Annotated in this window: 9 protein-coding genes and 1 pseudogene; 6 read left to right on the top strand and 4 right to left on the bottom strand. The window is 66.0% G+C overall.

The window, feature by feature from the left end:
- Positions 1–14 precede the first annotated feature (14 nt).
- The 5 genes from OUO20_RS13860 (at position 15) to arfA (ending at position 6002) form a co-directional block, all read left to right on the top strand.
- Positions 15–1013 (top strand): LacI family DNA-binding transcriptional regulator, encoded by a 999-nt coding sequence (locus OUO20_RS13860; protein ID WP_026265720.1) that lies wholly within the window; start codon positions 15–17, stop codon positions 1011–1013.
- A 291-nt stretch (positions 1014–1304) separates the two neighbouring features.
- Complete coding sequence (locus OUO20_RS13855) at positions 1305–2570, top strand: extracellular solute-binding protein (RefSeq protein ID WP_377204863.1); 1266 nt, start codon at positions 1305–1307, stop codon at positions 2568–2570.
- Between the two features lie 26 nt (positions 2571–2596).
- Positions 2597–3499, top strand: coding sequence for a carbohydrate ABC transporter permease (locus OUO20_RS13850; RefSeq protein WP_018768978.1), 903 nt, complete (start codon positions 2597–2599; stop codon positions 3497–3499).
- 2 nt (positions 3500–3501) lie between these two features.
- Positions 3502–4398: a carbohydrate ABC transporter permease gene (locus OUO20_RS13845; protein ID WP_018768977.1), complete on the top strand. Its 897-nt coding sequence runs from the start codon at positions 3502–3504 to the stop codon at positions 4396–4398.
- Between the two features lie 65 nt (positions 4399–4463).
- On the top strand, positions 4464–6002 hold the full coding sequence (gene arfA, locus OUO20_RS13840) for an arabinosylfuranosidase ArfA (RefSeq protein WP_268001969.1): 1539 nt from the start codon (positions 4464–4466) through the stop codon (positions 6000–6002).
- A gap of 129 nt (positions 6003–6131) precedes the next feature.
- On the opposite strand, the gene OUO20_RS13835 is transcribed toward arfA, so the two are convergent.
- A complete protein-coding gene (locus OUO20_RS13835; RefSeq protein WP_011775987.1) occupies positions 6132–6809 on the bottom strand; it encodes a Crp/Fnr family transcriptional regulator in 678 nt (225 codons plus the stop codon).
- Between the two features lie 195 nt (positions 6810–7004).
- Here OUO20_RS13835 and OUO20_RS13830 point away from each other — a divergent pair, with 195 nt between their 5' ends.
- Positions 7005–8189, top strand: a complete 1185-nt coding sequence (locus OUO20_RS13830; RefSeq protein ID WP_134164154.1) for a MarP family serine protease — start codon at positions 7005–7007, stop codon at positions 8187–8189.
- Positions 8190–8199: 10 nt separating this feature from the next.
- On the opposite strand, the gene aroQ is transcribed toward OUO20_RS13830, so the two are convergent.
- The 3 genes and pseudogenes from aroQ to OUO20_RS13815 all read right to left on the bottom strand — a co-directional run bounded on the left by aroQ (position 8200) and on the right by OUO20_RS13815 (position 12436).
- On the bottom strand, positions 8200–8664 hold the full coding sequence (gene aroQ, locus OUO20_RS13825; protein WP_018768974.1) for a type II 3-dehydroquinate dehydratase: 465 nt from the start codon (positions 8662–8664) through the stop codon (positions 8200–8202).
- An 81-nt stretch (positions 8665–8745) separates the two neighbouring features.
- Positions 8746–10937: pseudogene (locus OUO20_RS13820) on the bottom strand (alpha-galactosidase).
- 152 nt (positions 10938–11089) lie between these two features.
- Positions 11090–12436 (bottom strand): ABC transporter substrate-binding protein, encoded by a 1347-nt coding sequence (locus OUO20_RS13815; RefSeq protein ID WP_268001968.1) that lies wholly within the window; start codon positions 12434–12436, stop codon positions 11090–11092.
- Positions 12437–12511: the final 75 nt, after the last annotated feature.

Genomic DNA, 12511 nt, shown 5'->3' with positions numbered 1-12511 from the left:
GCAAGGGGGCGCCTTTGCGCGCAACGGTCAAGGACGTAGCGCGCCTCGCAGGGGTTTCGCCAAAGACCGTCTCGAACGTCATGAACGGCATTGTTCCGGTCAGCGGCCCCACCAGGATCAAGGTGGAGCAGGCCATGGCGGAACTGGACTACGTTCCCAACCTCTCTGCCCGGGGACTGCGCAACGGAAGGTCGGGCGTCATCGCCCTGGCCCTGCCCGATCTGGCCACGCCGTACTCCGCCGAGATCGCACACAGCGTGGTGGAGGTGGCCCACGAGCAGGGGTGGAGCGTGCAGATCGAGGAGACGGGGTCCGATCCCACGCGCGAATACGAGCTGATGTCGCGGGCGCGGTCCAACCTCATCGACGGGCTCATCCTCAACCCCGTGGTTTTGGACGAGAGTGCCGTGAAGGTGGGGGTTGCCCTGCCTCCGGTGGTCCTGCTGGGTGAGGTGACGCAGAAACTGGCTGACCGTGTATGGGTGGACAGTGTTGCCGCCGCACGGGACATGACGCTGGCGCTGGGCAGCACCGGCAGGCGCCGTATTGCCGTGCTGGGGGCCGCGGAAGGCAGGGGCTCGGCGGCGGCCGTCCTCCGCACCCGTGGGTACCAGGCTGCACTCGAAGAACTTGGCATTGGCTGGGATGACTCACTGATCATCCCCTGCGAAAAGTGGAGCCCGGATACGGCGGCGAAAGCGCTGTCCACCTACCTTGACTCGCATCCCCTGCCCGAGGCCTTGTTCTGCTTCACCGACTCCATGGCCATCGGGGCCCTCAGTGTGCTGTGGAAGCGGGGCATCAGGGTGCCCGACGACGTGGCCGTAGCCGGCTTCGACGACATCGCCGACGCCAGGTATGCAGTGCCGTCGCTGACCACCGTTTCCTTTGACAAGCGCCAGGTGGCCAGGGAGGCCTTGCGCCTCCTGACCGAGCGCATGGCCGACCGTGAGGGCCCGCAGAAGGTAGTGGCCATCGATTACCGGATCGTGGAACGGCAGAGTACCTCCTAGGCTCCTGCCCTCCGACCGGGATCCTGGCGCGGGAGCCCTAATCGAGAGTGGCGGGTCACTTTGCGAACGCTAACAATTATCCATTGCGGTGGCCATTACATCGATGTAATGTGAGGCGTGCGTCACACCGGGGGCCCCGCGGGGCATGGCTGCCCAGCATGCGGCAGCAACGGTTTGTGGCGCGGGAATGACTTTCAGCGGACCCATCCAAAGGAGTGACGGGTGAAGCAGTTTGATTTTTTCGCAGGCAGGCAGCTGTCGAGACGGCAGCTGTTGTCGGGAACCGCAGCAATGGGCAGCGTCATTGCTGCGGCGGCCCTGGCAGGGTGCGGTGGGAATGCCTCCGCAGCGGCCGCCAGGGACATCCAGTTCTGGCATCTGTTGTCCGGCGGCGACGGCATCAAGATGCAGGCCATGATCAACAAGGCGAACGAAGCCAACCCCGGGTTCAAGGTGCACCCGACCGTCCTTGCGTGGGGCCCGCCCTACTACACCAAGCTCGCCATGGCCTCGGCTGGCGGCCGGCCGCCGGAGTTGGCCATCATGCACGCCAGCCGTGTCCCGGGCTACGCCCCGGGCGGCCTGATTGAGCCCTGGGACCTCTCGCTGCTGGCAGAGCACGGCGTCACCGGCGCCGACTTTGCCCCGCGGATCTGGCAGAAGAGCCAGCAGGACGGCAAGGTGTTTTCCATCGCCCTGGATTCGCACCCGTTCATCATGTTCTACAACACGGACATTGCCCGCAAGGCCGGCGTCCTGGGTGGTAACGGGCAGCTGCAGGAGGTCACGTCCCCGCAGGGGTTCATGGCCATGGCCAAGGAAATGCAGAAGGTCACGCAGGCCCACGGGTTGTCCTTTGGCTACCTCGGCAGCGGATCCCAGATGTGGCGGCTGTTCTACACGCTCTACAAGCAGCACGGCGCGGACATGACGCTGACGCCGGGCCAGCCGATGAAGGTTGACCGGGACGCCGCCATTGAGTCGCTGGAATTCATGGCATCGCTTTTCGACGACACCATTGCGGCAAAGAGCGGCGACATCAGCACCGGCATCGCGGAATTCGCCCGCGGCGGCTCGGGCATGCTGTTCAGCGGCGTCTGGGAACTGCCGACCATGAAGAAGGCAGGCCTCCCGGTGGACGCTGCAACGATCCCCACGCTCTTTGGCACCCCGGCCGCGTACGCGGACTCGCATTCCTTCGTCCTGCCACGGCAATTGAACGTGGACGATACGAAGCGGCGCGATGTCTACAAGTTCGTCAGCGACATCCTCAAAGGATCGCTGTCCTGGGCGGAGGCAGGACACATCCCCGCCTACCAGCCCGTGGTCCAGTCCCAGGCGTATAAGGCCCTCACACCGCAGGTGCATTACGCCAACGCCGCGGACGTCATTGCCTACGATCCCGAAGCCTGGTTCAGCGGCTCCGGTTCCGACTGGCAGACCTACTTTGCCGAAAACGTCCAAAACGTCCTCCTAGGCCGCGACAAGGCAGCGGCCGGATGGGACGCCTTCGAAAAGCGCACCAACACCCTTCTTTCCCGGCCAAATCCGGTCTAACCGCCCGAGCGACAAAGGAGTCCTTCATGAGTTCTTCACCAGCAGCCCGGCGCAGGACCGGGAGCCTCGCCAGGAGCAACCTCAGCGGTTGGGGGTTTGCGGCGCCCTTCCTGGCTTTCTTCGTCGTCTTCCTGGTGTGGCCGGTTCTTTACGGCATCTATATGAGCCTCACCGGCAAGTCCCTTACCGGAGCCAACGACAGCGTGATCGGTTTCGCGAACTACGCCGAAGCCTTCGCCGATGCCGACATGTGGCGTTCGCTCGGCAACACCCTCTACTTCACCGTCATCAGCACGGTCCCGCTGGTGCTGGTCGCTTTGGTGATGGCGGCACTGCTCAACGCCGGCCTGCCGGCGCAGTGGCTGTGGCGGCTGTCCTACTTTGCCCCGTACCTGCTCGCGTCCACCGTCGTTTCGCTGTTCTTCAGCTGGATGTACAACCCGCAGCTGGGCCTCATCAACGATTCCCTGTCCAGGATCGGCATCCCCAAAGTCGCCTGGCTCAACGACCCCAACGTGGCCATGTGGGCCATCGTCATTGCCACGCTGTGGTGGACGGTGGGGTTCAACTTCCTGCTGTACCTGGCGGCCATGCAGAACATCCCGCAGCAGCACTATGAGGCGGCATCCCTCGACGGCGCCGGAGCCTGGCGCCAGCTCTTCTCGATCACCTTGCCGCAACTGGGCCCCACCACCGTGATGATCGTGCTCCTCCAGGTCCTTGCCTCGCTCAAGATCTTCGACCAGGTGTACCAGATGACCGCCGGCGGGCCCGGAGGGTCCACCAGGCCGGTGGTGCAGTACATCTTCGAAACCGGGTTCACCGGCTACCGGCTGGGCTATTCCGCAGCCATCTCCTACATCTTCTTCGGACTGATCGTGGTCGTCTCGGTCATGCAGTTCGTCATCACCCGCCGCAGGAGTGCATAACCATGGCAACCCAGACCATCAGCCGGCCCCGGCCGGGCACCAACACCAGCCAGGAAACCCGCCAGCCCCGCAAGACGATGACCCCGGGCAAGATCGCCACCCTGGTGGTGGCCGCGGCCATCGCGGTCCTGTGGCTGGTCCCGTTCGCCTGGGCCACCGCCACCGCCTTCAAGAGCGAGACGGATGCCGCAGCTCCGAAGGTCAGCTGGCTGCCGCCGTCGGGCTTTACTGCCGACGCATTCGTCAAGGTCTTCCAGGACGGAAACATCCCGCTTTGGACGTGGAATTCCCTCTATACTTCGGCCGCCATCACGGCCATCACCCTGGTGATCTCGGCGCTCGTGGCCTACGCCCTGTCCCGGATCGACTTCAAGGGCAAGAAGGTGCTGATGACGGTGATCATCGCCTCCATCATCGTCCCGCCGCCGGTCCTGATCATTCCGCTCTTCTACCAGATGCTCGCCCTGCACATGGTGGACACCTCATGGGCCATCATCCTGCCCCAGGTCATCCACCCGGCCATGGTGTTCGTACTCAAGAAGTTCTTCGACCAGATTCCCCGCGAACTTGAGGAGGCCGCGGTGATGGACGGTGCCAGCCGCATGAGGATCTTCACCCAGATCATCCTGCCGTTGTCCCGGCCCATCCTGGCCGCCGTCGCCATCTTTGTGTTCATCGGCGCATGGAACAACTTCCTGTGGCCGTTCATCGCCACCAACGACGCCTCGCTGCTCACCCTCCCGGTGGGCCTGCAAACCATCAAGAGCGCCTACGGCATCCAGTACGCGCAGAACATGGCGTCCGCCCTGCTCGCGGCGCTGCCGCTCATCCTCGTGTTCCTTTTCTTCCAGCGCCAGATCATCAAGGGCGTCGCGACGACGGGCCTCGCCGGAACCTGAGCCGGCACCTTCCGCCCATCCAGACCCACACCTGCGAACCAACCACAACCAAGGAGATGTCTCACATGTCCCGCGCACGGATCACCCTCGACCGCGACTTCACCATCGGCGAAGTCCCCCGACGCCTCTTTGGCTCCTTCGTGGAGCACATGGGCCGCTGCGTCTACACCGGCATCTACGAACCGGGCCACCCTGAAGCGGATGACAACGGCTTCCGGCAGGACGTCCTCAAACTCGTCAAGGAACTCGGCGCCACCGTCATCCGCTACCCGGGCGGCAACTTCGTCTCCGGCTACAACTGGGAAGACGGCATCGGCCCCCGCGAAAACCGGCCCCGCCGGCTGGACGGCGCCTGGCACACCGTGGAGACCAATGCGTTCGGCCTCCACGAATTCGTGGACTGGTCCCGCCAGGCCGGCACAGAAATCATGGAAGCCATCAACCTGGGCACCGGGGGAGTGGACGCGGCCCGCGAGATCGTCGAGTACGCCAACCACCCCGGCGGCAGCTACTGGTCCGACCTCCGCGCGAAGAACGGCCACAAGGATCCGTTCAACATCAAGCTCTGGTGCCTGGGCAACGAGATGGACGGGCCGTGGCAGATCGGCCACAAGACCGCAGAGGAATACGGCCGTCTGGCCCAGGAAGCCGCCAAGGCCATGCGTTTCGTGGACCCGGACATTGAACTGGTGGCCTGCGGAAGTTCCAACTCCGGCATGCCCACCTTCGGCGCCTGGGAGCAGACTGTCCTGACCCATGCCTACGACGAGGTGGACTACGTCTCCCTCCACGCCTACTACCAGGAGCACGACGGCGACGTGGGCAGCTTCCTCGCCAGCGCAGTCGACACCGACTATTTCATCGAGTCAGTCATCGCAACCGCCGACGCCGTCCGGGCGAAGGGAAAGCACAAGAAACACATCAACCTTTCCTTCGACGAATGGAATGTCTGGTACCAGCGCGGCCGGGACACCGAGGACCAGCTGCGCAACGTCGCCAAGGCCGGCTGGCGCGAGCACCCCCGGCTTATCGAGGACAAGTACAACGTGACGGATGCCGTGGTGGTGGGAACCCTGCTGAACTCGCTGCTCCGCCACGGCGACCGCGTCAAAATCGCCAACCAGGCGCAGCTGGTCAACGTCATCGCCCCGATCTTCAGCGAGGAGAACGGCCCGGCCTGGCGCCAGACCATCTTCCACCCGTTCGCCCGGATGGCAGAGCTGGCCAAGGGCCAGATCCTGCGGTTGTCCGTGGACTCGGACCAGTACGCCAACAGCCGGTTTGGTGACACGGACCTGGTGGATGTCAGCGCCACCTGGAACGAGGAAACCGGCCGCGTGGCCCTGTTCCTGGCCAACCGCGGCCTGGAAGAGGCCGCGGACGTGGAGGTCAGCCTGCGGGGCTTCGACGCACGGCGGGTGGTCAGGGCGGAGGTGCTCGAGATCCCGGAAGGCGGCGACCGCTTCACCATCAACAACCAGGAAAAACCCGACCGGGTGGGCCTGAAGCCGCTTGAGGGAGCCAAGGCAACAGGATCTGAGCTCCGGCTGGGACTTCCCGCCCTGTCGTGGGCTGTGGTGGAACTGGACGTGGCGAAGAACTGACCCACGTTCCAGGCACAAAAGGTCAGGCACAAAGGTCAGGCACAGGAAAGGCCGCCCCGAGGGGCGGCCTTTCCTGTTGGGCCTGGTTTTGTTGGGCTTGGTATTTCTTGGTTCTGGTTTTTGTTGGTCCTAGCGGGAGCGCTGGCGGAGGCGCTGCATGTCCAGGATGACCACCGCGCGGGCTTCGAGGCGCAGCCAGCCGCGCTGGACGAACTCGGCCAGGGCCTTGTTGACCGTTTCGCGGGAGGCGCCCACCAGCTGCGCCAGTTCTTCCTGCGTGAGCTCGTGGGCCACCAGGACGCCGTCGGTAGCCGGCCGGCCGAAGCGGTCCGCCAGGTCCAGCAGCGCCTTTGCCACGCGGCCGGGGACGTCGGAGAACACAAGGTCCGAGAGGGAGTCGTTGGTGCGGCGCAGGCGGCGGGCCAGGGCCTGCAGCAGCTGGGCCGAAACCTCCGGGCGGGTGCGCAGCAGGGCGTTCAGGCTCTCGTTCTTCAGCCCGGCCAGCCGGGTTTCGGAGACCGCGGTGGCGGTGGCGGTGCGGGGGCTGGGGTCGAACAGCGCCATCTCACCAAAGAGCTCGCCCGGGCCGAGGATGGCCAGGAGCGATTCACGGCCGTCGGGCGAGGTGCGGCCAAGCTTTACCTTGCCGGAGACGATGAAGTACAGCTGGTCACCCTGGTCACCTTCGCGGAACACCGAAGCGCCGCGGGACAGGTCCACCTCGGTGAGCTCGTCCGTCAGCAGCCGGAATGCGTCGTCGTCGAGCGTGGCGAAAAGGGGTGCTCGGCGCAGTACCTCGATGTCCATGAAATCTCCTGAGTAAAAGTATCGGCTGTGGCGCTTGTGCCATTGTTTCAGAATTTTCAACGTTCTGTGACGAACTTGGCAGCCGAAACGCCTGCGGGCAGCCGAATGCAGGTCTGCCGGAGGGCGGTGCACGCCACAGAAGATTGTCAGCGTCCGCCACTAGAATGGGGGTTCAACTGTAAATAAGGAGCCTTTGTGGTCGGCCTGACTGTCCTGGACATCGTCCTGATCCTGGCGCTGCTGTCATACCTGATCTATGGCCTCCGCAACGGGTTCCTGGTCACTGTCGGCGGCCTCGCCGGGTTTGCTGCCGGTGCCATCGCCGCATTCTTTGCCGTCCCCCTCGTCAGCACCTTTGTCGAGGACTCCGGGTGGAGGCTTACCGCCATCATCGCCGCCGCCGTCGTGCTGATGGCCGTGGGACATGGCCTGGGCACCATGGCCGGGCGGCAACTGCGCGGCGTGGTGCGGATCCGTCCCTTGCGGGCGGTGGACCGGCTGGTGGGCGGGGCGCTGAACCTGGTGGTCTCCGCGCTGGTCATGTCCATGCTGGCGTTCAGCGTCAGCTCCCTGGGCGTGCCTTTCGTGTCCCAGCAGCTGGCCGAGTCCAAGGTGATCCGCTTCATCGACGGGCTCACCCCCACCCCCGTCAAGGCCACCATGGCGCAGCTGCGGTCCACCGTGATCGGCAACGGCATTCCCACGTTGATCGAAGGGCTGGACCAGGGCCAGGCGGTCCAGGTGCCCAACACCAGCACCAACACTCCGGCGCTGAACAAAGCGGCGCAGTCCGTCCTGAGGATCGCCGGCACTGCCTACGAATGCGGCCAGAACCAGACCGGCAGCGGCTTCGTGGTTTCCCCGGACCGCGTGGTGACCAACGCCCACGTCGTTGCGGGCGTGTCGCAGCCGGTAGTGGAGATGCCCGACGGCGGTGCGATGCCCGGCCGCGTGGTCTACTTCGACACCAAGCGGGATCTGGCGGTCCTGGCGGTGGACAACCTGCCGTCCCGGCCGCTGCCGCTGAGCCGCGACCTGCCCGGCGGCAGCCAGGCCGCGTTCGCCGGGTACCCGCACGGCGGGCCTTTCCAGTCCAAGCCCGCCACCGTGCAGGACATTGCCACGGTCCTGGTCCCGGACATCTACGGGAACAACCCGTCCCCGGAGGACATCTACCGCCTTGCCGGGGACGTGCAGCCGGGAAACTCGGGCGGCCCGCTGCTGACCACTGACGGCCAGGTGGCCGGGGTGGTCTTTGCCAAGGCAACCTCTGACGCCGAGGTGGGGTTCGCCATCACCATGAACGATCTTGACCCGGTCGCGGAGCAGGCACCCGCATTGTCCACACCCGTCTCCTCCGGGCAGTGCATCCAGAAGTAGCGGCTCCCGGCTACAGGACCTCGGCCAGGTAGTCGATGGCAAGTTTGTAGCCGAACACCCCGGCACCAACGATCACCGCCGCGCAGACCGGCGACAGGTAGGAGTGGTGCCGGAATTCCTCGCGCTGGTGCACGTTGGTGATGTGCACCTCGACGGTGGGCACCTGCACGGCGGCCAGGGCGTCACGAAGAGCCACGGACGTGTGCGTGAAGGCGCCGGCGTTCAGGACAATGCCCACCGCGGTGCCCCGGGCGGCGTGGATGGTGTCCAGCAGGACGCCTTCGTGGTTGGACTGGACGCACTCCACTGCGAAACCGTGCCGCTCTCCGGCGGAAGCGGCCAGCCGCTCCACATCGGCAAGGGTGGAGGTGCCGTACTTCTCCGGCTCCCGCGTACCCAGCAGGTTCAGGTTGGGGCCATTGATGACCAGGATGGTGCCGCGGCCGGCTTCGACAGTGGAGGAGGCTTCAGTCATGCCTGCAAATCTATCGGTTGGCCCTGCCCGCCGCGCATTCTTACGTCCGGATGCGCGGCGGGCAGGGGGTCCGATGGCTGTTTAGAGGGCCGTCGCCTTCAGCAGCAGGGCATGCTCGGGGTTCAGCACCGGCATCGGCAGCCCTACCTCCGCGAGGAAACGGCCGTTGGCCACGGCTCCACCGGCAAGCCACGCCGGCGGTTGCGCCTGGGTGAAGGTGTGCGCGTAGTCGGCGTCCTCCTGGACGGGGGCGAGGACCGCAACCCGGTAATTCCGCTCCGGCTCCAGGCCGGGGAGGCCCATGCGTCCGGGCTGCTCCGCGGCAGAGGTGCGCGTGCCCACGACGGCGAACAGGGCCGCCGTCGTGCTGTCCGCGATGGACCCGTCCGCCACCACGCCGTGCAGCAGGAAGGCATCATCGGCGACGTCCGCGTGGACCCGGCGGCCGCTGTGGATCAGGTCCCGGTGTTCCTTGTACAGGCCCACGATGCGCCGAAGTTCGTCGCGCTCCTTGCCCTGGACGCTCCGGACGTCCCATTCCATGCCAAAGTGGCCGAACAGGGCGGTGATGGCCCGGAAGGACAGGTCGTGCGTGCGGGCGGTGGTGTGCGACGTGGTGGGGCCGATGTGGCTGCCCACCAGCTCGGGCGGGACCACCGCGCCGGTCCAGCGCTGGATGGTCTGCCGTTCCAGCGCATCGTTGCAGTCCGAGGCCCAGATCCGGTCGGTCCGCTCCAGGATGCCCAGGTCCACGCGCGCGCCGCCGGAGGAGCAGCTTTCAATCTCCACGCCGGGGTGTGCCTTGCGGAGCTCGTCGAACAACCGGTACGCGGCGAGGGTCTGCGCGTGGACGGAAGGGGCGCCGGCGTGGCCGTGTTCCACGAGGTCGCGGTTCTGGTCCCACTTCAGGTAGCTGATGTTGTTGCCGGACAGGAGCCCGTCGATCCGGTCGTAGATGTACTGCCACGCGTCCGGGTTCACCAGGTCGATGACGTGCTGGTTGCGCCACTCCAGGGGCAGCCGGCCGCCGTCCTTGTGTGCCTTCGCCGACGGGCCCACGATCCAGTCAGGGTGGGCGCGCGCGATGTCCGAGTCAAGGTTGACCATCTCCGGTTCAACCCACAGCCCAAACTCCATGCCGCGGGAGGTGACGGCGTCGATGAGGGGGCCAGGCCGTTGGGCCACAGGGTTTCGTCCACGTACCAGTCGCCCAGGCCTGCATGGTCGTCCCGGCGGCCGCGGAACCAGCCGTCGTCGAGCACGAAGCGCTCCACGCCGAGGTCGGCGGCCGATTCCGCCAGTTCGGTCAGGATGTCCAGGTTGTGGTTGAAGTAGACGGCCTCCCAGACGTTGAGGACGACGGGCCGCGGCTTGCCGGCGGGCAGGCCGGTGGACGCGGCGGGCAGGACATGGTGGGGACGGGAGCGGAACCAGCTGTAGAACGCTTCGGTAATGCCGTCCAGGCCGTGGTCGGAGTAGGCGGCGAACAAAGCGGGGGTGGTGTAGCGGGCACCTGGTTCAAGGATGACTTCGGCGGGACCCAGCAGCTCGGAACCGCCGATCATGGTCCGGCCGTCGCCGATGGTGTCGGCGAACTGTTCATGGTTGCCGCTCCAGGCCAGGTGGGTGGCCCACACCCTGCCGTGCCGGTTGCCGAAGCCCTTGGTGCCGGCGGCGAACAGCAGGGAGGAATCGTGGCCGGTGCGGCCGTGCCGGCCGGTGCGAACCCAGGTGCCCTGCTGGATGGGGCGGCGCTGGGGATGCCGCTCGCGGCACCAGCGCCCGGTCAGGTCAAGGAGTTCGACGGCGTCCGGTGCCACGGGCAGGACGGTCGCCAGCTCGTCCACCTGGAAAGGCGTGGTTCCCTCATTGGTGATGGTGTGGCGCAGTTCCAGCAGGCCGCCCGCATGAAGCGCAAGGGACGTGGCGACGCTCAGGCCCGTGTCGCCGTCGGCCTGCACGATGGTGGCGCAGGATCCTTCGGTGCTGACGGAGGTGACGCGGAGGCGGGAGGAGAAGTCCCGGCCGGCGCCGCTGTCCGTGATCCTGTGGCCACGCAGGGCCGGGCGCCCGCGCCAGGCCGAGGAAGCCTGGGGGAGGAGGCCCGCGGGAACGCGGACGTCGATCGACGAGGGCGGCACCGCAGCCGTGAGGATGGCCAGGTCCGGCAGGTCTGCGCCCAGCTCGGCGCCCCAGTGGATGACTTCGGCCTCTCCGCTGTCGAAGCTGATCACCAGGCTGGTGCCGGCGGAACGGAGGTGCAAGGGATCCATAGGGAAGTCTCTTTCAGTGTTCAGGGATTGCGTCGTCACGAACGCGCAAAAGGAAAATCACGGGAAGGGGAGGCCGGGTGCCGCCGCCGCGAGGAGGGGACGGCGGCACCCGGCCGGGTGGCTGCGACCACATACGCAGCCACGTGCAGGGGTTACTTGAAGAGGGCGTTGACCTGGTCGTTGGCGGCCGTCAGGGAGCTGGCCTTGGATTTGCCGGAGACCACGGAGTCCATGGCCGGCTTCATGATGCCGTCAACCTTCGCGGCGTTGTCAGCGATCGGGTAGAGGAACGTGGTGCCGTCCTTGACCTGCTGGCTGAAGGGGGTGACGTCCACGCCCTTGGCCTTGAAGGCTTCCACGGCCTTGTCTGCGGAGGTCTTGATGGCGGGGAAGACGACGGCCTTGGAAGCCACCACGTCCTGGCAGGCGGCGGAGCCGAGGTATTCGACCCACTTGATGGCGGCTTCGGGCTTCTTGGTGCCGGCGTAGATGGAGTCCGCCAGGCCGTTGTACATGCTGGCGCGCTTGCCGTTGACACCCACCGGGGTGGGGGCGATGCCCACCTTGACGTCCTTGTAGCCGGTGTACTGGCCGATCATCCAGGAGCCGTTGGCGTTGATGACGGACTTGCCGGCGGCGAAGGTATCGGCCATGCTGGCGCCCACCGTGGTTTCGAGCTTGGGCATGTAGCCCTTCTCCACCAGCCCGGCGAACCAGTCGATGCTTTCCTGAAACTTGGGGTCGTCGTAGTTGAAGTGCTTGCCCCACGGGTTCTTGTCCGTGTGCGTCCAGCCGGTGGTGCCGGTCAGGTAGCTCCATTCGGTCTGGCCCTGGCCGGAACCGGAGCCGTTGAGGCCGAGCCCGTAGACGGCAACGTTGTTCTTGTCGAAGCCGGGCTCGTCGCCGCGCTTGCCGTTCTTGTCCACGGTCAGGTGGGCGATGGTCTTTTCGTATGAACCGCCGTCCTTCGGATTCCACGTCAGGTTGGCCATCTGCTCCGGGGTGACGCCGGCGTCCGCGGCAAGTTTGGTGTTGTAGAACAGCGCGATGGTGTCCCAGTCCTTGGGAAGTCCGTAGCGCTTGCCGTCCTGGCCCACCCAGAGGTCCGCCAGGCCGGAGTTGTAGATGCCGGTGTCGATGTTGTCCTTCTTGACGGCGTCGTCCAGGGCGAGCAGCTGCTTGTTCTTGATGAATTCGGGGTACTTGCCCAGGTGGTCGGTGAAGACGTCCGGGGCGGTGCCTGCCACGAATCCGTTGGTCAGGGTGCCCCAGTAATCGTCCCAGCCGCGCTGGGTGACCTTGACGGTGATGTCCGGGTTGGCCTTGTGGAAGTCGTCGGCGCACTGCTTGTAGGCGGGGAGCTGGTTGGCGTCCCAGAGCCAGTAGTTGAGCTCGCCCTTGCCGGCTTCCGCGGAGCCGCCGCCTCCGCAGGCGGAGAGGGCCAGGACTGCTGCCGCGGCTGCTGCGAGGGAGCCGAGTGCTTTCTTGTTCAGGTTCATGGGGGTCCTTTCAGGGTGCTTCCGGGCAGGCCGCCGTGGCGCGCGCCGGGAGGGGGAATTTCGAGGGAAGGGGTG

It is taken from the genome of Arthrobacter sp. FX8 (assembly GCF_026723805.1).
Taxonomy (GTDB): Bacteria; Actinomycetota; Actinomycetes; order Actinomycetales; family Micrococcaceae; genus Arthrobacter.
The sequence above is the reverse complement of the archived record's forward strand: the minus strand, read 5'-3'. Positions and strand labels throughout refer to the sequence as shown.

Excerpts from the sequence above, each read along its gene's own strand:
- arfA (WP_268001969.1), top strand. The coding sequence starts at position 4,464 with ATGTCCCGCGCACGGATCACCCTCGACCGCGACTTCACCATCGGCGAA.
- aroQ (WP_018768974.1), bottom strand. The coding sequence starts at position 8,664 with ATGACTGAAGCCTCCTCCACTGTCGAAGCCGGCCGCGGCACCATCCTG.
- OUO20_RS13855 (WP_377204863.1), top strand. The coding sequence starts at position 1,305 with ATGGGCAGCGTCATTGCTGCGGCGGCCCTGGCAGGGTGCGGTGGGAAT.
- OUO20_RS13850 (WP_018768978.1), top strand. The coding sequence starts at position 2,597 with ATGAGTTCTTCACCAGCAGCCCGGCGCAGGACCGGGAGCCTCGCCAGG.
- OUO20_RS13815 (WP_268001968.1), bottom strand. The coding sequence starts at position 12,436 with ATGAACCTGAACAAGAAAGCACTCGGCTCCCTCGCAGCAGCCGCGGCA.
- OUO20_RS13835 (WP_011775987.1), bottom strand. The coding sequence starts at position 6,809 with ATGGACATCGAGGTACTGCGCCGAGCACCCCTTTTCGCCACGCTCGAC.
- OUO20_RS13845 (WP_018768977.1), top strand. The coding sequence starts at position 3,502 with ATGGCAACCCAGACCATCAGCCGGCCCCGGCCGGGCACCAACACCAGC.